General features: G+C 73.4%; 14 protein-coding genes. 7 read left to right on the forward strand and 7 right to left on the reverse strand.

The features are described 5' to 3' along the window. Nucleotides 1-8 precede the first annotated feature (8 nt). On the forward strand, nucleotides 9-1,775 hold the full coding sequence (locus tag ACF1AG_RS01510; protein ID WP_359604281.1) for an NAD+ synthase: 1,767 nt from the start codon (nucleotides 9-11) through the stop codon (nucleotides 1,773-1,775). A gap of 79 nt (nucleotides 1,776-1,854) precedes the next feature. Here the strand turns inward: ACF1AG_RS01510 and ACF1AG_RS01515 are convergent, their stop codons facing one another. From ACF1AG_RS01515 to ACF1AG_RS01525, 3 genes are all read right to left on the reverse strand, one after another. Next, nucleotides 1,855-2,904: an endonuclease/exonuclease/phosphatase family protein gene (locus ACF1AG_RS01515; protein WP_359604283.1), complete on the reverse strand. Its 1,050-nt coding sequence runs from the start codon at nucleotides 2,902-2,904 to the stop codon at nucleotides 1,855-1,857. 190 nt (nucleotides 2,905-3,094) lie between these two features. Continuing rightward, on the reverse strand, nucleotides 3,095-3,709 hold the full coding sequence (locus tag ACF1AG_RS01520; protein WP_359604285.1) for a TetR/AcrR family transcriptional regulator: 615 nt from the start codon (nucleotides 3,707-3,709) through the stop codon (nucleotides 3,095-3,097). 67 nt (nucleotides 3,710-3,776) lie between these two features. Beyond that, a complete protein-coding gene (locus tag ACF1AG_RS01525; RefSeq protein WP_359604287.1) occupies nucleotides 3,777-5,381 on the reverse strand; it encodes an MFS transporter in 1,605 nt (534 codons plus the stop codon). A 226-nt stretch (nucleotides 5,382-5,607) separates the two neighbouring features. Here ACF1AG_RS01525 and panB point away from each other — a divergent pair, with 226 nt between their 5' ends. From panB to ACF1AG_RS01540, 3 genes are all read left to right on the forward strand, one after another. Then, the gene (gene panB, locus ACF1AG_RS01530) at nucleotides 5,608-6,483 is read left to right on the forward strand and encodes a 3-methyl-2-oxobutanoate hydroxymethyltransferase (RefSeq protein ID WP_359604289.1); all 876 of its coding nucleotides are present in this window, start codon (nucleotides 5,608-5,610) and stop codon (nucleotides 6,481-6,483) included. A 210-nt stretch (nucleotides 6,484-6,693) separates the two neighbouring features. After that, on the forward strand, nucleotides 6,694-7,722 hold the full coding sequence (locus tag ACF1AG_RS01535) for an ATP-binding cassette domain-containing protein (RefSeq protein WP_359604291.1): 1,029 nt from the start codon (nucleotides 6,694-6,696) through the stop codon (nucleotides 7,720-7,722). Then, nucleotides 7,719-8,543 carry an ABC transporter permease gene (locus tag ACF1AG_RS01540; RefSeq protein WP_359604293.1) on the forward strand — a complete coding sequence of 275 codons (825 nt, stop codon included), beginning with the start codon at nucleotides 7,719-7,721 and terminating at the stop codon, nucleotides 8,541-8,543. Before ACF1AG_RS01535 ends, ACF1AG_RS01540 begins: the two co-directional genes overlap by 4 nt. On the opposite strand, the gene ACF1AG_RS01545 is transcribed toward ACF1AG_RS01540, so the two are convergent. After that, the gene (locus ACF1AG_RS01545) at nucleotides 8,544-11,813 is read right to left on the reverse strand and encodes a BTAD domain-containing putative transcriptional regulator (protein ID WP_359604294.1); all 3,270 of its coding nucleotides are present in this window, start codon (nucleotides 11,811-11,813) and stop codon (nucleotides 8,544-8,546) included. 160 nt (nucleotides 11,814-11,973) lie between these two features. Between ACF1AG_RS01545 and ACF1AG_RS01550 the strand changes: the two genes are divergently transcribed. Continuing rightward, nucleotides 11,974-12,768: a site-2 protease family protein gene (locus tag ACF1AG_RS01550; RefSeq protein WP_359604296.1), complete on the forward strand. Its 795-nt coding sequence runs from the start codon at nucleotides 11,974-11,976 to the stop codon at nucleotides 12,766-12,768. A gap of 195 nt (nucleotides 12,769-12,963) precedes the next feature. Here the strand turns inward: ACF1AG_RS01550 and ACF1AG_RS01555 are convergent, their stop codons facing one another. Further along, a complete protein-coding gene (locus ACF1AG_RS01555) occupies nucleotides 12,964-13,155 on the reverse strand; it encodes a hypothetical protein (RefSeq protein ID WP_359604298.1) in 192 nt (63 codons plus the stop codon). Nucleotides 13,156-13,209: 54 nt separating this feature from the next. Beyond that, nucleotides 13,210-13,926 carry an NADPH-dependent F420 reductase gene (npdG, locus tag ACF1AG_RS01560; protein ID WP_359604300.1) on the reverse strand — a complete coding sequence of 239 codons (717 nt, stop codon included), beginning with the start codon at nucleotides 13,924-13,926 and terminating at the stop codon, nucleotides 13,210-13,212. Between the two features lie 153 nt (nucleotides 13,927-14,079). Between npdG and ACF1AG_RS01565 the strand changes: the two genes are divergently transcribed. Next, nucleotides 14,080-14,682, forward strand: a complete 603-nt coding sequence (locus ACF1AG_RS01565) for a hypothetical protein (RefSeq protein WP_359604302.1) — start codon at nucleotides 14,080-14,082, stop codon at nucleotides 14,680-14,682. A 9-nt stretch (nucleotides 14,683-14,691) separates the two neighbouring features. Here ACF1AG_RS01565 and ACF1AG_RS01570 read toward each other — a convergent pair whose 3' ends face one another. Then, nucleotides 14,692-14,919 carry a hypothetical protein gene (locus ACF1AG_RS01570; protein WP_359604304.1) on the reverse strand — a complete coding sequence of 76 codons (228 nt, stop codon included), beginning with the start codon at nucleotides 14,917-14,919 and terminating at the stop codon, nucleotides 14,692-14,694. 58 nt (nucleotides 14,920-14,977) lie between these two features. Between ACF1AG_RS01570 and map the strand changes: the two genes are divergently transcribed. Beyond that, nucleotides 14,978-15,835 carry a type I methionyl aminopeptidase gene (map, locus tag ACF1AG_RS01575; protein ID WP_359604306.1) on the forward strand — a complete coding sequence of 286 codons (858 nt, stop codon included), beginning with the start codon at nucleotides 14,978-14,980 and terminating at the stop codon, nucleotides 15,833-15,835. The last annotated feature ends 27 nt before the right edge of the window (nucleotides 15,836-15,862 follow it).

Raw genomic sequence — 15,862 nt, forward strand, 5'->3', positions numbered from 1 at the left:
CTGGCCGCGTGCCTCAACTACGACTCGCCCTGAATCAGATCGACTCGACCGTCGGCGATCTCGCCGGCAACGCGGAAACGATTGTCCGCCGGACCAGGGAGTCCGCCGGGCAGGGGGCGCATCTCGTGGCGTTCCCGGAGATGGCTCTGACCGGGTATCCCGTCGAGGACCTCGCCCTGCGCTCGTCCTTCGTGGAGGCCTCCCGGGCGTCCCTGCGCGCCCTCGCCGCGCGCCTCGCCGACGAGGGCCTCGGCGACGTGCCGGTGGTCGTCGGCTACCTGGACCGCAGCGCCGCCGCCCAGCCGAAGTACGGCCAGCCCGCGGGCGCCCCGCGCAACGCGGCGGCCGTGCTGCACGGGGGCGAGGTGGTGCTGACCTTCGCCAAGCACCACCTGCCGAACTACGGCGTCTTCGACGAGTTCCGCTACTTCGTGCCCGGCGACACCCTGCCGGTGGTGCGGGTGCACGGCGTGGACGTCGCCCTGGCCATCTGCGAGGACCTGTGGCAGGACGGCGGCCGGGTGCCGGCGGCGCGTTCGGCGCGGGCCGGGCTGCTGTTGTCGGTGAACGCCTCGCCGTACGAGCGGGACAAGGACGACACGCGTCTCGAGCTGGTGCGCAAGCGGGCGCAGGAGGCCGGCTGCACCACCGCGTACCTGGCCATGATGGGCGGGCAGGACGACCTGGTCTTCGACGGCGACTCGATCGTCGTCGGCGCGGACGGCGAGGTCGTCGCCCGCGCCCCGCAGTTCTCCGAGACGTGCCTGCTGGTCGACCTCGACCTGCCGGCCGCGGCGGCCGACGCGCCGGAGGGCGTGGTGGACGACGGGCTGCGCATCGAGCGGGTCGTGCTGTCCGAGGACCCGGTCCCCGCGTACGAGCCGGAGCACACCGGCGGTTACGCGGAACGCCTCGACGACGACGCGGAGGTGTACTCCGCGCTGGTCGTGGGCCTGCGGGCGTACGTGCAGAAGAACGGGTTCCGTTCGGTGCTGATCGGGCTGTCCGGCGGCATCGACTCGGCGCTGGTCGCCGCGATCGCCTGCGACGCGGTCGGCCCGGAGAACGTGTACGGCGTCTCCATGCCGTCGAAGTACTCCTCCGACCACTCGAGGAGCGACGCGGCGGAGCTGGCGCGGCGCACCGGGCTGAACTACCGCACCGTCGCGATCGAGCCGATGTTCGACGCGTACATGGGGTCGTTGGAGCTGACCGGCCTGGCGGAGGAGAACCTCCAGTCGCGGCTGCGCGGCACGATGCTGATGGCCATCTCCAACCAGGAGGGGCACATCGTCCTGGCCCCGGGCAACAAGTCCGAGCTGGCGGTGGGTTACTCGACGCTGTACGGCGACTCGGTCGGCGCGTACGGGCCCATCAAGGACGTGTACAAGACGCTGGTGTTCCGGCTGGCCCGGTGGCGCAACCGCGCGGCCGAGGAGCGGGGCGCGACGCCGCCGATCCCGGAGAACTCGATCTCCAAGCCGCCGAGCGCGGAGCTGCGTCCGGGCCAGGTGGACACGGACTCGCTGCCGGACTACCCGGTGCTGGACGCGATCCTCGCGCTGTACGTGGACCAGGACAAGGGCGCCGACCAGATCGTCGAGGCCGGGTACGACCGCGAACTGGTCGAGAAGACGCTGCGGATGGTGGACCGGGCGGAGTACAAGCGGCGCCAGTACCCGCCGGGCACCAAGATCTCCCCGAAGGGCTTCGGCAAGGACCGCCGGCTGCCCATCACCAACGGCTGGCGCGAGGGTCTGCCGCCCGAGGTGTGAGGTCCGGTACGCCGACGGCGGGCGGGGTGCGGTGTTCCGCGCCCCGCCCGCCGTCGCGTGTCCGGGCCTGCCCCCGGGCTCACTTCGCGGTGTCGGTGACCTTCAGCCGTGCCGCTATCGGCAGATGGTCGCTCGCCGTCGGCGGGAGCGTCCAGGAGCTCTCCGGCTCGGCGCCCCTCACCAGGATCTGGTCGATCCGCGCCATCGGGAACGACGCCGGCCAGCTGAAGCCGAAGCCGCTGCCCACCGCGCCCTGCGTGGAGCGCAGCTGGGAGGTGACCGCCTTCAGGGAGCGGTCGTTCATCGTGCCGTTCAGGTCGCCGAGCAGCACCACGTTGTCCAGCGGCTCGTCCGCGATGGCCTCGCCCAGCGCGTCGGCGCTCTTGTCGCGCTGACGGGCCGTGAACCCGGCCTCCAGCTTCACCCGCACCGACGGCAGGTGCGCGACGTACACCGCGACCCGGCCGGCCGGCGCGTCCACCGTGGCGCGCATCGCCCGCTGCCAGCCCAGCCGGATGTCCACCGACCTCACGTCGCTGAGCGGGTACTTGGACCACAGTCCGACCGTGCCGACCACCGCGTGGTAGTCGTACGTCTCCGACAGCGCCGCCCGGTAGGCGGGCACCTCGGAGGCCTTCAGCTCCTCCAGCGCCAGCACGTCCGCGCCCGCGGCGGCCACCTCACGCGCGGTGCCGGACGGGTCCGGGTTCTCGGCGTTGACGTTGTGCGTGGCCACCGTCAGGTCGCCGCCGGGGGTGTTCTTGTCGCTGAGCAGACCGCCGAACAGGTTGAGCCACACGACCACCGGGAGGACGGTCGCGATCAGCGCCGTCGCCGAGCGGCGGACGAGCGCGAGGACCAGCAGCACCGGCACGAACAGGCCCAGCCACGGCAGGAACGTCTCCAGCAGGCTGCCCAGGTTGCCGACGGCGTTCGGGACGTGCGCGTGGGCCAGCATCAGCAACGCCAGCAGCAGCGCGCAGACGGCCACCACCCAGCCCCGGCGCCAGATGCCGCGGTCCCCGCGCAGGGCGCCGAAACGGTGGACCAGGCGCCGCAACCGGGAGGCCGGGGTCCGGGGGCCCTGGCGCCCGTCGTCCGTCTCCGTCATGTACGCCTGCTGCGCCATACCGTTGCCTCACAAACTGCCGTGCACACCGTCGCCCCCGTTGTCCGTAAGACACTAGGGGATGTTCGGTTCCTTTCCCGCCGCCGCCCGGGCGGCCGTACGGGAGCGAGGACGTGCGGGGCCGCGCGAGCAGTTCCTGACGCGCGTGACCTGGGTGGCGTCTGTGACGAAACCCGCACATCCCGGCCCGTCATGACGGGCGCAGTCCCTGGAGCAGGGTGTCGACGACGCGCTCGGCGAGGTCGGCGGGCAGCTCCGCGTCGGGCCGCAGCACGGTACGCACCAGGACGGGGCCGACCACCATGTCGTTGAGGAGTTCCAGGTCGACGTCGGCGCGCAGTTCGCCGTTGTCGCGCCCCCTGCGCAGCACCTCCAGGCCGACCCGGCGGCGCGGCTGGATGACGGTGTCGTGGTAGGCGGCCCACAGGAGAGGGCTGGACTTCATCTGGGCGCGGACGTTGTGCAGGATCGCGGAGGTGCGGCCGGCCAGGCCGCGCAGCCGCAGCGACTCCAGCAGGACCACGAGGTCGTCGCGCATGGAGGTGCCGGGCAGCTCCGGGTCGGGGGGCTCGGCGGCGCGCATGACGTCGACGAAGAGCTGCTCCTTGCCGGACCAGCGCCGGTAGATGGCGGCCTTGCCGACGCCCGCGGTGCGGGCGATGCGCTCGATGGACAGTTCCGCGAGCGGGACGCCGTCCTCCAGGAGCTTCATCACCCCCTCGACGATGGCGCGTTCGACCGCCTCGCTGCGGGGGCGTCCCCGGGCGGGGCGGTCCCGTCGGGGGCCGGTGCCGGCCAGGCTCACGTCGTCGGTCCTTTCGATGGGCGGGGACGACGATTCTCCCCGGTGGGCGCGGGGGCGCCGCCCGGGTTCAGCCGTCGGCGGACTCCGCGGCGGACACCAGCTTCTCCTCCTCCGCCTCCGCGCCGCCGGGGCCCGGCGTGCGCCCGGGCAGGAACACGGCGACGACGACCGCGCCGAGCACGGCCACCCCGGCGCCCCACAGCGCCGTGACGTGCATGGCGTGCAGGAAGGCGTCGTGGGCCGCGGCGGCCAGGGCGTCGGCGCGCGGGCCGATCCGCTCGGCGACGGCCAGGGTGGCCTCGATGGACTCGCCGGCCGCGTGCCGGGCGCCGGGCGGCAGCACGCCCAGCTCGTCGCGGACCGAGCCGCGGTAGGCGGTGGACAGCACCGAGCCGAGGACGGCGATGCCGAGGGCGCCGCCGACCTGCCGGAAGGTGTTGCTGAGCGCGGAGGCGGAGCCGGCCTTCTCGCGCGGCAGCGCCTGCATGATGACCACGCTGACCGGGGTCATCACGTGCGCCATGCCCGTGCCCATCAGGAAGAAGATCACTTCGAGCAGCCAGATGGGGGTGTGCGCGTCGAGGCCGGCGAACGCGGCCAGCATCCCGGCGAGGAGCAGCAGTCCCGCGGTGGTGGTGGCCCTGTTGCCGAAGCGGTCCACCAGCAGCCGGGCGCGCGGCGCGAACACCATCTGGGCGGCGGCCAGCGGCAGCATCAGCAGACCGGTCTCCAGCGGCGTGTAGCCGCGCACGCTCTGGGTGTAGAAGACGGCGAAGAAGGTCACGCCCATCAGGGCGAAGAAGACCAGGGCGATGGCGGCGATCGCGGCGGAGAACACCTTGTTGCGGAAGAGGTCCATGTCGATGGACGGGTGGTCGCTGCGCTTCTCGGCGATCACGAAGGCGGTGAGGACGGCGAGGCCCGCGACGACGGGACCCAGCACCACGGGGTCACCGAAGTCGGCGAGCTGGCCGCCCTTGATGATGCCGTAGACCAGCAGGACCAGGCCCGTCACGGACAGCACCACGCCCAGCGGGTCGATCCGGCCGGGGGCCGGGTCGCGGGAGTCGGGCACCAGCCACAGCATCAGGCCGATGCCGAGGACCACGATGGGCACGTTGACCAGGAAGACCGAGCCCCACCAGAAGTGCTCCAGCAGCAGTCCGCCGGTGATCGGGCCGATGGCGATGGCGAGGCCCACGCCGCCCGCCCAGATGCCGATGGCCTTGGGCTGCTCGTCCCGCTCGAAGACGTTCATCAGCACCGCCAGGGTGGCCGGCATGACGAACGCGGCGCCCAGGCCCATCACCGCGCGGAAGCCGATCAGCTCGGCCGGGGTGCCGGAGAACGCGGCGAGCGCCGACCCGATGCCGAACAGCGCCAGCCCGCCGACCAGCACCTTCTTGCGGCCCAGCCGGTCGCCGAGGAGCCCTGCGCTGAACAGCAGGCCCGCGAAGACGAGGGTGTAGGAGTTGATCGCCCATTCCAGCTCGCCCTGCGTGGCGCCGAGACCGGTGGGGGCGGGCGTGGAGATCGTCTTGATGGCGACGTTCAGGATCGAGTTGTCCAGGACGACGATCAGCAGGCTCAGCATCAGCACGCCGAGGATCGCCCAGCGGCGGCGGTGGACGGCCTCCGGGACCCGGCGGCCGGGGGCGGCGGGAGAAGTCATGCGGACCAGCCTAGGGATTTCCGATACGGAACCGTCTCGTATCGGAAAGGCTTTGCCGTAAACATGCCCCGGCATTGCACCGCGTTGCGCCGTCCGGAGCAGCGCGCCACGGCGGGGCGGAGGTCACAGGGGGGCCTCTGGCCCTCGCCCGGCGGAGGTGCCACCATGGACGTGGTCCGGGGACGCCGTCAGGGCGCCTCGAGATGACGTGTTGGGAGACGGATCCATGACGCAGCTTTCGGCTGCCCAGACCGGGACGCCCGGTTCCTCCTCCGGCGGCAAGACGCTGTACGGGGGCAAGGGCACGCGCCGCATCACTGTCCGGGACATCGCCCTCGCCAAGGAACGCGGCGAGAAGTGGCCCATGCTCACCGCGTACGACGCGATGACCGCATCCGTGTTCGACGAGGCCGGCATCCCGGTGATGCTGGTCGGCGACTCCGCCGGCAACTGCCACCTGGGGTACGACACCACCGTGCCCGTCACCCTCGACGAGATGACCATGCTGGCCGCCTCCGTCGTCCGGGGCACCTCGCGCGCCCTGATCGTCGGCGACCTGCCGTTCGGCTCCTACCAGGAGGGCCCGGTGCAGGCGCTGCGCTCGGCGACCCGGCTGGTGAAGGAGGCCGGCGTCGGCGCCGTGAAGCTGGAGGGCGGGGAGCGCTCGCACCGGCAGATCGAGCTCCTGGTGGAGTCCGGCATCCCCGTGATGGCCCACATCGGGCTGACCCCGCAGTCGGTGAACGCCATGGGCTACCGGGTGCAGGGCCGCGGCGAGGAGGCCGCCCAGCAGCTGCTGCGGGACGCGAAGGCCGTGCAGGACGCGGGCGCGTTCGCGGTCGTGCTGGAGCTGGTGCCGGCCGAGCTGGCCGCCGAGGTCACCCGGACGCTGCACATCCCGACCGTCGGGATCGGCGCGGGCCCGGAGACCGACGCCCAGGTGCTTGTGTGGACCGACATGCTCGGTCTGACGGGCGGGCGGGTGCCGAAGTTCGTCAAGCAGTACGCGAACCTGCGGGACGTGATGACCGGGGCGGCGAAGGCGTTCGCCGAGGACGTCGTCGCCGGGTCCTTCCCGCAGGAGGAGCACTCCGTGCACTGACCCGCACCCGGGCGGGGTGAGCCACCGCGTCCACCCCTGTGAGCCACTGTCGCACCACCCGCGACGGCCCGCCGATCTTCCCCCGTCGGCGGGCCGTCGCCTTTCCCGGACACCCCGCCGGCACCCCGCCGACGCGTTCGCGGACGCCTGCCGGCGGGGTGTCGGCGGTCTGTCGGGGCTTTGTCGGCGGGCGCTGAGACCGTCGGGGACATGACGCGATACGACGAACGAACGGGGGGCGCGGGGAGCGCCGTGACCGTCCGGGGGCTGGTCAAGCACTACGGGGAGACCAAGGCTCTCGACGGGGTCGATCTGGACGTGGCCGAGGGGACCGTGATGGGGGTGCTCGGCCCGAACGGGGCCGGCAAGACCACGCTGGTGCGCATCCTGTCCACGCTGCTCGCCCCGACCGCCGGGCACGCCACCGTCGCCGGGTACGACGTGGTCCGCCAGCCCCGGCAGCTGCGCCGGGTGATCGGGCTGACCGGGCAGTACGCCTCCGTGGACGAGAAGCTGTCCGGCTGGGAGAACCTGTACCTGATCGGGCGGCTGCTGGACCTGCCGCGCAAGGAGGCGCGGCGCCGCGCCGACGAGCTGCTGGAGCGGTTCTCGCTCACCGAGGCCGCCCGGCGCCCGGCGGGCACCTACTCCGGCGGTATGCGCCGCCGGCTCGACCTGGCCGCCTCGATGATCGGCCGCCCGGCCGTGCTGTACCTGGACGAGCCGACCACCGGCCTGGACCCGCGCACCCGCAACGAGGTGTGGGCCGAGGTCAAGCGGCTGGTCGGCGACGGGGTGACGGTGCTGCTGACCACCCAGTACATGGAGGAGGCCGAGCAGCTCGCCTCCGAGCTGACCGTGGTGGACCGCGGCAAGGTCATCGCGAGCGGAGGCATCGAGGAGCTGAAGGCACGGGTGGGCGGCCGTACGCTGCGGATCCGCCCGGCCGACCCGCTCCAGCTGCGCCCGCTCGCCGCCGCCCTCGACGGGCTGGGGATCACCGGGCTGGCCGGCACCACCGTGGACGCCGAGCGGGGCGCGGTGCTGGTCCCCGTGCTGAGCGACGAGCAGCTGACCGCAGTGGTCGGCGCGGTCACCGCGCGCGGCGTCACGCTGAACTCCGTCACCACCGAACTGCCCAGCCTGGACGAGGTGTTCCTGTCGCTCACCGGCCACCGCGCCGGTGTCCCGCAGGACTCCCTGCCCGCCGACACGCCCGAGGAGGTCGTCGCCGTATGAGCGCCGTCACCGCTGCTCCCGCCGCCGGCGTCCGCCCGGACGCGCGGATCTCACCGCGGGCCCATCTGCGCCACACGGGTGCGCTGGTCCGCCGCAACCTGCTGTGGATCCGGCAGGACCCGGAGTCGATGTTCGACGCCGTGCTCTTCCCGGTCGTCTTCACCCTGCTGTTCGTGTACGTCTTCGGCGGCTCGATCGGGCAGTCGCTGGGCGGCGGGCAGGAGGCGTACGTGCAGTACATCGTGCCCGGTCTGATGGCCATGATGGGCATGAACATGGCCCAGGGGGTGGGCACCGGGTTCAACCAGGACTTCAACACCGGGGTCATGGACCGCTTCCGGTCGCTGCCCATCGGGCGCGGCTCGGTGCTGTTCGCGAAGATCTCCGTCGAGCTGGTGCGGATGCTGATCGCCACCTCGATCCTGATGGTCGTCGGGGTGCTCGTCGGGTTCGACATCACCAACTGGCCCGGTCTGTTCGCCGCCGTGGGCCTGTCCACCGTGTTCGGCTCGGCGCTGATGTGGATCTTCCTCACGCTGGGTGTGGTGATGAAGAACGCCCAGTCGGTGCAGGCCATGGGCTTCCTGGTGCTGATGCCGCTGCAGTTCGGCTCGTCGATCTTCGCGCCTACGCAGTCGATGCCGGGCTGGCTGCAGAACTTCACCGAGTACAACCCGCTGTCCGCGCTGGCCGACTCCGCGCGCGGACTGATGGTGGGCGGGCCGGTCGCCCACGACCTGTGGATGACGCTGGCCTGGTCGGTGGGGATCACGGCGGTGATGGCGCCGGTCGCCATCCACAAGTTCCGTACGAAGACCTGATCACTCCAGGTCGAGCAGGGCGACGGCCTCCCCCGGGGAGAGGCCGTCGCCCTCGGCGTACGCGGCCCCGTAGGCGGCCTCGTCCAGCGCCTGGCGGATCCGGTCCTCGGCGAGGGCGCGGGCCGTGCGCTCCAGCAGGTCCGCGCGGTGTCCCCGGGGCAGCCAGGAGTCGGCGGCGCCCAGGCAGCGGGCCGCGTCCCGGGCGTGCCGTCCGCCGTCCAGCCCGGCGATTGCCGCGGCGGCCAGCACGACGTGCGAGGCGCGCAGGTGCGGGGCCATGGCGGCGACCAGCGGGTCGTTCGCCTGCCGCATCGCCTCCCGGACGATGCCGAGCGCCCGCTCGTCGTTCCCCTCGGCCACCTCGATGTAGGCCTCTGCGCCGAGGATGAACGCGTCGAAGACCACGTAGTGGGCCAGGCGGAACTCCTCGCGCAGCGCCCGCAGCTGCTCACGCGCCCCCGCCGTGCGTCCGCTCACGCACAGCCAGCCGATGAGGAACAGCCGGGCGGCGGGCAGCGCCTCGATGTGCCGGCCGCGGGTGCTGTCGATGACCTCGCGCAGCAGCCGCTCGCCCCGCTCGGTGTCGCCCGCCTCGATCAGCGCGTTGCCGAGCCGCGCGGTGAGCACGGCCGTGTGGGAGCGGGCGCCGAGGCGTTCGGCGTGCTCGACGGCCGCCTCGTAGTCGGCAGCGGCCTCGCGGTGGGCGCCCGCGCGCTCGCGGGCCTCGCCGCGCGCGGACAGCGCCTCGGCGATGCCCCAGGTGTCGCCGAGCCGCCGGTGGATCTCCAGGGCCTCGTCGGCGTCGCGGCGGGCGTCGCCGGCCCAGTCGCTGCGGTTGGCGAGGAAGTTGGCGCGCAGCTGGAGGTTGCAGGCCAGCTCCCACTCGAAGCCGGGGTTCTCCCGGCAGGTGCGGATCGCCGCGTCCACCACCTCGCGCAGCCGCTCCATGTCGCCGGTGAGCATCACGGCGAACATCCACAGCAGGCCCGGCGTGCGGCAGACCTGCGGCAGCCCCGGCTCGTACGTGGCGGAGATGATCCGCAGCCGGTGCTGGGCCTGCGGGGTCTGCCAGTCGTCCAGCTCGGTGTCCATCTGGGCGAGGTGGGCGATGTGCGCCCCGCGGCGGGCCTCGGCGAGGACCTCGCCCGTCATCGGCGGCGGCCGGTCGATGGGGTTCTGCCACAGCGGTGCGGCCGGCCGCACCGGTTCGGTGAACGGGTCGGGGGCGAGCGCCATGACCTCCCGGCACCAGTTGCGGGCCTCGAGACGCAGGTCGCGCATCTGCCAGTACCAGACCAGGGACAGGACGATGCAGAGCGCCTCCTGCTCGTCGCGCAGGGCGACTGCGTGCCGCAGCGCGGTGCGCACGTTCTCGTACTCGCGCTCCAGCCGGGCGACGGCCTCGACCTGTCGCGAGCCGCGCAGCAACGGCTCGGTGGTGCGGGCGAGTTCGCGGTAGTACGTCAGGTGGGCGCGTTCGGCGCCGGCGCGGTCGCCGGCCTCGTCGAGGCGCTCGCCGGCGTACTCGGCGACGGTCTCCAGCAGGCGGTAGCGCATGGCGCCGTCGTCCGACGGGGCGGCCACCACCAGCGACTTGTCGACGAGGGAGCCCAGCGCGTCCAGGGCGGCGGGGCCGCACACGACCTCGGCGGCGGTGAGGTCGCAGCCGCCGGCGAAGACGGACAGGCGGCACAGGACGTCGCGTTCGCCGGCGTCGAGCAGCTCCCAGGACCAGTCGACCACGGCCCGCAGGGTCTGCTGGCGGGGCAGGACGGTGCGGCTGCCGGAGGTGAGGAGGCGGAAGCGGTCGTCGAGCCGGTCGGCGATCTGGCGCGGGGTGAGCATCCGCAGCCGGGCGGCGGCGAGTTCGATGGCGAGGGGCAGACCGTCGAGGCGGCGGCAGATCTCGGCGCACGCCTCCGGGTCGTCGTCGGTGCGGAAGCCGGGGCGGGCGGCGGCCCCGCGCTCGGCGAGCAGGCGCAGCGCGACCGGTTCCGGGAGCGGTTCCACGGGGCGCAGCGACTCGCCGCGCACACCGAGGGGCTCGCGGCTGGTGGCGAGGACGGTCAGGCGGGGGCAGCGTTCGAGGAGGGTCTCCACCAGGCGGGCGGCGGCCTCGACGACGTGCTCGCAGTTGTCGAGGATCAGCAGCATGCGGCGCGGCCCGCAGTGCTCGGTGAGCCGGTCCACGGGGTCGCTGTGCCGGTCGGTGACGGCCCGCATGCCCTCCGCGCCCGCGCCGTACAGCACGGTCTGGCGGGCGCCGACGGCGGTGAGGACCGCCTCCGGCACGGCGTCGGGGGCGTCCACGGGGGCGAGTTCGGCGAGCCACACGCCGTCCGGATGGGCGGCCCGTACGGTCTCGGCGGCCTCCTGCGACAGACGGGTCTTGCCCGCCCCGCCCGGGCCGAGCAGCGTCACCAGGCGGGCCGCCGACAGGTCGGCGCGGATCGCCTCGATGTCCGCCTCGCGGCCGACGAACGAGGTCAGCCGGGCGCGCAGGTTGCCGGGCGTGCCGCCGCCCGGGCGCGCGGGCGGTTCCGGCGTCTCGGGCCTGAGCAGCTCGGCGTGCAGTGCGCGCAGTTCCGCGCCGGGATCGGAGCCGAGGCGGTCGGCGAGCAGCCGACGCACCTCCTCGTAGGCGGCGAGCGCCTCGGCGGTACGGCCGGTGTCGCGCAGGGCGCGCAGCCGCAGCGCCTGGAGCGGCTCGTCCAGGGGGTGGCTGTCGCACAGGGCGGTCAGCTCGGGGAGCGACCGCTCGGCCTCGCCGAGGGCCAGGGCCGCGGTGTGGCGGGCGCGCTGCACGTCCAGGTGGCGGGTCTCCACACGGGCGGCCTCGGCGGTGCGGTCGGGCAGACCGGGCAGCGCCGGGCCGCCGCGCCACAGGGCGAGGGCGTCGTCGAGCACGGTGGCCGCCTTGGCGGGGTCGCCGTCGGCCAGGGCGCGCAGGCCCTCACCGGCCAGCCGCTCGAAGCGGTGCAGGTCGACGTCGTCGGGCGCGGCGGCGAGGCGGTAGCCGCCGTCGTCGGAGGCGACCGCGTCGGCGCCCAGCGCCCGGCGCAGCCGGCCCACCAGCGCCTGCACCGCGCCGGTGGCGTCGGCGGGCGGGTCACCGTCCCAGACCTCCTCGACCAGCAGGCCGACCGGCATCGTGCGGCCGGCCCGCAGGGCCAGCACGGTCAGCAGGGCGCGCAGCCGTGCGCCGCCCACGGGGACGAGGGTGCCGTCGGGGCGGACTGCCTGGGTGGTGCCGAGGATGCGGTAGCGCACGGGTCCATTCTCTCCGGTGCCGGACCGCGGGACGCGCGGCCGGGGTCAGGGCCACCTCACCTTGCACGGAACCGGGCGGCCGCGCGAAGCGTTTTCCGGGCGTGCCGGGTGCGGGTACGGTCGGGCAGGCCCGCGCGCGTTCCTCAGTACTGGGAGTCACATGACCACCGCCGCCACCCGTCCCGGCGACCGACGGGTCAGTCCCGTCTTCCTGGGCATCCTGGCCGTGTCGGCGGTCACCGGCTGGGCCACCTGGACGGGGTTCGCGGCCGTGCCGGGGCTCGCGGTGTTCCTCTTCGTGACGTCCGCGTGGATCGTCTCCCTGTGCCTGCACGAGTACGCGCACGCGCGCACCGCCCTGCACGGCGGGGACATCTCGGTCGGCGCGAAGGGCTATCTCACGCTGAACCCGATGAAGTACACGCACGCGCTGCTCAGCATCGTGCTGCCCGTGCTGTTCGTGATCATGGGCGGGATCGGTCTGCCGGGCGGTGCGGTGTTCATCGACCGGGGCCGGATCCGGGGGCGGTGGCGGCACAGCCTGATCTCGGCGGCGGGGCCGCTGACGAACGTGCTGTTCGCGGTGGTGTGCACGGCGCCGTTCTGGCTGGGCGCGCTGGACGGCGTGCCGCCCGCCTTCCGGTTCGCGCTGGCGTTCCTCGCGCTGCTGCAGGTCACTGCGGCGATCCTGAACTTCCTGCCGGTGCCGGGGCTGGACGGCTACGGCGTGATCGAGCCGTGGCTCTCCCACGGCGTCCGCCGCCAGGTCGAACCGTTCGCCCCGTTCGGGCTGCTGTTCGTGTTCGCGTTGCTGTGGGTGCCGTCCGTGAACGGCGTCTTCTTCGACATGGTCGACGGGGTGCTGGGTGCGCTGGGCATCGAGGAGATCGACACGTACTGCGGCTTCGACCTGTTCCGCTTCTGGCAGGACGCGGCCGGATTCTGCTCGGTCTGAGGTCCCGGCACCCCTGAACACCCCTGTGCGGCGACACCCCGCCGCCGCGGGCAGTCGCGCCGGACGCAGCCCCACCACCCCCGCCGCCCCCGCTGCGGGCCGCCGGCCGCAGCCTGTTGCGGGGCGCGGGCCCCGCCGGCCAGGCGCCGGGCGTCCCACCGGGCCCTGGAGGGGCCCGGCCCGGCCCCTACGGAGTCAGTTCGTGACCGGGGATTCGGCGCGCGAGGCCCGGGCTCGGCGGATGTAGTACCAGGTCATGTTCGACGACAGGCCCGCCAGGAGGATCCAGACGACGCCGATCAGCACGCTTCCCTCCACGAAGGAGACGACGGCCGCGGCGACGGCGAGGAGGCACACGACGAGGGCGTAGACGGCGAGGCGGGGCATAACGGGGGGCTCCTGTCGGGGGACACTGCTTCCGCTCCAGTGTCCCCCATCGCCTCATACGTCCGTGACGCGGAGCCCAGCGTGTGCCTTGTAGCGGCGATTGACCGAGATCAGGTTGGCGACCAGCGACTCCACCTGGTGGGCGTTGCGCAGCCGCCCGGCGAAGATGCCCCGCATGCCGGGGATGCGACCGGCCAGCGCCTGGACGATCTCCACGTCGGCGCGGACCTCGCCGAGGACCATCACGTCGGTGTCGATCTCCTCGATCTCCGGGTCCTGGAGCAGCACCGCCGACAGGTGGTGGAACGCGGCGGTGACCCGCGAGTCCGGCAGCAGCGCGGCGGCCTGCTGGGCGGCGCTGCCCTCCTCCGGCTTCAGCGCGTACGCGCCCTGCTTGTCGAAGCCGAGCGGGTTGACGCAGTCCACGACGAGCTTGCCGGCCAGTTCCTCACGCAGCGACTCGAGGGTCTTGCCGTGGCCGTCCCACGGCACGGCGACGATGACGACGTCGCTGCGCCGCGCGGTCTCGGCGTTGTCGGCGCCCTCGATGCCGTGCCCGAGCTCCTCGGCCGCGGCCTGCGCCCGCTCGGCCGCGCGGGAGCCGATGATCACCTTCTGGCCGGCCTTGGCGAGCCGGTAGGCGAGGCCCTTGCCCTGCGGTCCGGTGCCGCCGAGCACGCCGACGACGAGGCCGGAGACGTCGGGCAGGTCCCAGGGGTCCTTGGCGGGGGCCTTCTTCGGGGGCTGCTGTGCGCTGTCGCTGGAGGTCATGGCCCGACTCTACGGCGGCGGGCGCCCCGCGCCGGCCGGGCGTGAGGCCCGTCACGCCGGACCCGGGGGCGTCCGCACCGGTGTCCCCGGGTCGGGCGAACCCTCCCCGAACACGGGGACGCGGGCGGGCCGTCGGGGGCAGGATGCGGCGCCATGGATGCCGTACGGGTCGCGCTGCTGAGGGAAGTGCTCGCGGGGACGGAGTGGCTGGGGGCGACCCGGCACTTCGCGGGGACGCTGCGCGGGTCGGTGGTGTCGCACGGCGGCGGGCTGCTGCTGGTGGGCACGCCGGAGTACGAGCCGTGGCACCTGGCGGCGCACCTGGTGGACGAGGCGGCCTGGTCGGGCACCCCGGAGCTGGCCCCGACGCTGGTGCGGCACGACGCGCGTCCCACGGACCCGGCGCACCTGGCGGTGGGCCTGGGCCGGCTGGAGGCGGCGCGGCGGGGCGAGACGCTGCTGGTGGTGGCGCCCGGCGAGCCGCCCGCGGTGCTGCTGGAGCGGGTGTCGGACGCCCGCCGCGCCGGGGCGACGCTGCTGTCGCTGGGCCCGGAGGCGGGCGAGCTGCCGGCGCTGGCGCACGAGGTGCTCCCCGTCCCGGACGGCTCCGAGCTGGACCTGGACACCGTGCAGCACCTGGTGAGCGCGGCGGCCGGGGAGAACGCGCTGCCCGCCCGCCGGGGCCGCCGCCGTTTCCGCGACCGGCTGTCCCGGCTGGCGGACCTGCTCACCGCCCCGCCGCCGACCCGCTGGTGACGCGGTGCCTCAGTCCGCGTCGCGGCCCTTCGGCGCGTCGTGCCACGCGGGGTCGTTCTCCCACTGGAGGTTGCGCTCGCGGGCGGTCTCCATCGCGTGCTCGGCCTCCGCGCGGCTCGCGTACGGGCCGAAGCGGTCCTTGGCGGGGCACTCGGGCCCTTCCTCGACCTTCTTGTGCTCCAGGCAGTAGTACCACTCGCCGGGTTTGCCGGCCGTGCGCTTCTTGAACAGGGGCATGACGGCTCCTCTCGCCACGGAAGATGGTCCCCCATCACCGCTGAATTAGACTCGCGGCATGTCTGGCCAGTCACTCCTCGTACCGGGGAAGCTCTCCCCCACCCGCTCCGTGCCCGGGAACATCCGCCGTCCCGAGTACGTCGGCAAGCCCGCGCCGACCCCGTACACCGGGCCGGAGGTGCAGACGCCCGAGACGATCGAGGCGATGCGGCTCGCGGGCCGGATCGCGGCCCGCGCGATGGAGGAGGCCGCGAAGCTCATCGCGCCGGGCGTGACGACGGACGAGCTGGACAGGGTGGCGCACGAGTACATGTGCGACCACGGCGCCTACCCGTCGACGCTCGGCTACCGCGGCTTCCCCAAGTCGCTGTGCACCAGCGTCAACGAGGTCATCTGCCACGGCATCCCGGACTCGACGGTGCTGCGCGACGGCGACATCGTCAACCTGGACGTGACCGCGTACATCGGCGGGGTGCACGGCGACAACAACGCCACGTACCTGGTCGGCGACGTGGACGAGGAGAGCCGTCTGCTGGTGGAGCGGACCCGTGAGGCGCTGAACCGCGCGATCAAGGCGGTGAAGCCGGGCCGCCAGATCAACATCATCGGCCGGGTGATCGAGTCGTACGCGAAGCGGTTCGGCTACGGGGTGGTGCGAGACTTCACCGGTCACGGCATCAACTCGTCGTTCCACTCGGGCCTGATCGTCCCGCACTACGACAGCCCGCACGCGACGACGGTCATGCAGCCGGGGATGACCTTCACCATCGAGCCGATGCTGACGCTGGGCACCCACGAGTACGACATGTGGGACGACGGCTGGACGGTCGTGACGAAGGACCGCAGGCGCACGGCGCAGTTCGAGCACACGCTGGTGGTCACGGACACCGGGGCGGACATCCTGACGCTGCCGTGACGTCCGGCGCGTCCGCGCCACGCCTTC

The organism is Streptomyces sp. NPDC014764 (genome assembly GCF_043082785.1).
GTDB lineage: Bacteria > Actinomycetota > Actinomycetes > Streptomycetales > Streptomycetaceae > Streptomyces > Streptomyces althioticus.

Coding starts and splice junctions, on each gene's coding strand:
- ACF1AG_RS01515 (WP_359604283.1), bottom strand. CDS start 2,904: ATGGCGCAGCAGGCGTACATGACGGAGACGGACGACGGGCGCCAGGGC.
- ACF1AG_RS01525 (WP_359604287.1), bottom strand. CDS start 5,381: ATGACTTCTCCCGCCGCCCCCGGCCGCCGGGTCCCGGAGGCCGTCCAC.
- panB (WP_359604289.1), top strand. CDS start 5,608: ATGACGCAGCTTTCGGCTGCCCAGACCGGGACGCCCGGTTCCTCCTCC.
- ACF1AG_RS01535 (WP_359604291.1), top strand. CDS start 6,694: ATGACGCGATACGACGAACGAACGGGGGGCGCGGGGAGCGCCGTGACC.
- ACF1AG_RS01540 (WP_359604293.1), top strand. CDS start 7,719: ATGAGCGCCGTCACCGCTGCTCCCGCCGCCGGCGTCCGCCCGGACGCG.
- ACF1AG_RS01550 (WP_359604296.1), top strand. CDS start 11,974: ATGACCACCGCCGCCACCCGTCCCGGCGACCGACGGGTCAGTCCCGTC.
- ACF1AG_RS01555 (WP_359604298.1), bottom strand. CDS start 13,155: ATGCCCCGCCTCGCCGTCTACGCCCTCGTCGTGTGCCTCCTCGCCGTC.
- npdG (WP_359604300.1), bottom strand. CDS start 13,926: ATGACCTCCAGCGACAGCGCACAGCAGCCCCCGAAGAAGGCCCCCGCC.
- ACF1AG_RS01565 (WP_359604302.1), top strand. CDS start 14,080: ATGGATGCCGTACGGGTCGCGCTGCTGAGGGAAGTGCTCGCGGGGACG.
- ACF1AG_RS01570 (WP_359604304.1), bottom strand. CDS start 14,919: ATGCCCCTGTTCAAGAAGCGCACGGCCGGCAAACCCGGCGAGTGGTAC.
- map (WP_359604306.1), top strand. CDS start 14,978: ATGTCTGGCCAGTCACTCCTCGTACCGGGGAAGCTCTCCCCCACCCGC.